The sequence below is a fragment of the Bacteroidales bacterium genome, from assembly GCA_014860585.1.
GTDB lineage: Bacteria > Bacteroidota > Bacteroidia > Bacteroidales > 4484-276 > RZYY01.
The window spans coordinates 1-1,887 of record JACZJL010000160.1 but is presented as its reverse complement, the minus strand read 5'-3'; the positions used below and the strand labels follow the sequence as shown (position 1 = coordinate 1,887).

General features: G+C 44.7%; 1 protein-coding gene. It reads right to left on the bottom strand.

What is annotated here, in order from left to right; all coding sequences use genetic code 11:
* Positions 1–1,887: hypothetical protein (locus IH598_15785; protein MBE0639979.1), on the bottom strand; the 1,887-nt coding region annotated here is incomplete at both ends.

Genomic DNA, 1,887 nt, shown 5'->3' with positions numbered 1-1,887 from the left:
ATATGACACTGTTTACTGTGTTACCATAACGGAGAGTACTTGTACTGGCACTGTTGAACACAATATCATTGAAACTGCCATTATTGTAAACATTAACGGTACCTGTCAAAGCCTCAAAAACCACATCATGAAAAGCCAATCCGCTTCCGCTAACATTGTACATGCCTGAACCCGCACCCGTAAAGCGAATCAATGAAGTCCCTGCATCGAAAGTCATACCGGTGGGATGAAAACGCAACGCCTGATCTGAAGTTGAAGAGAGTGTAATTTCGGATGAGCCAAGATTCAGCGCTCTGGCATTACCTGAAAAATCTGAATTAAAAATGCCGGCCACTACATTCTGATTGTTGGTATTTAATGTCCCAAATTCCAGGAATAAAGTTCGGGTTCCAATATTCAATTCATCCTGCAAAGTCCATTCGCCGCCATCACCGCTAAAATACATGTTGTTTTTATCCAGTACAACTCCTGCTGTTGTAATGGTTTGCCCGGGTTCGGTAGCGTGGAAATAAACCGGCCCCAGTACATTATAAATCATATCGGGAATCAGGGTGAGCGAGCCGTGAATACGCAGATTAATCCCAGCGGCGCCTGCCAGTGTGGGATTATTGGTAGCACCCGTCCAGTTCATATTGATAAAACGGACATTATTGGAAGCATCTCCGATCAGCGTCACTACCTGGCCAGGCGCACTAAATGAATTGCCATCGAAAAACACATTATCCAGTACCGTTGGAATGCCAGTACCGGCAGGCCCTCCACTGGAAAGCGACCAGTTGGCCGGATTGTCCCAGTTGCCCGTTCCGCCGATCCAATAAAAATCTTTCCCTCCGGGAGCATTGATGATCCAGTTTGGATTATTTCCCAGATCAATAGAGTTATTGGCGGTGAATGTTGCACTACCGGCAGCGGCATTGTCCTTTAACGAAACATAATTCACCACCACAGGGTCGCCATCTTTGTAAAAAGTAGAAACGTTACCTGCCGAAGATGAAATAATGTTGATCACCTCTGTTTCGGCACCTTCTGCAATCAGATCATTAAGGATGGTTTGGGTACGTGCATACTGGAGGGTATATTGCTTACCTGCTGAAAAGACAAGTGTTCCAAATTCGTTCGAGCCATTGATAACTCCATTGCCGTTCATGGTAACATGGCCAAAAATATTGTTGGAGGTTGCAGAAGTACTTCTGATCCATCCATCCCCATTGAATACTAAGGTATTGATGTTGTTGTTATTGTCATAGATATTGCCATTGCCATTAAAAATGACACTGTTTACTGTGTTACCATAACGGAGGTTGCTTGTACCGGCACTGTTGAACACAATATCATTGAAACTGCCATTGTTGTAAACATTAACGGTACCTGTCAAAGCCTCAAAAACCACGTCATGAAAAGCCAATCCGCTGCCGCTAACATTGTACATGCCCGAACCTGCCCCCGTAAAGCGAATCAATGAAGTCCCTGCATCGAAAGTCATACCGGTGGGATCAAAACGTAGCGCCTGATCTGAAGTTGAAGAGAGTGCAATTTCGGATGAGCCAAGATTCAGCGCCCTGGTATTACCTGAATAGTTTGAATTAAAGATGCCGGCCACTACATTCTGATTGTTTGTATTCAGTGCACCTTCCATCAGGTAAAGCGTCTCCGACCCCAGATTCAGATCATCAATCAGTGTCCATCCACCGCCTGATCCGTAAAAATAGATATCGTTATTATCAAGTGGTACACCTGCTGTAAAAATATTGTTGCCGGCTGCAGTTGACTTTAAATAAACACGTCCTGCATAATTGAACGTCATGTTAGCGGACAAGATCAACGACCCGTAAATGTAAAGATCGTTTCCTGTTCCGGCAAGCACCGGATTGTTGGTCACGCCTGACC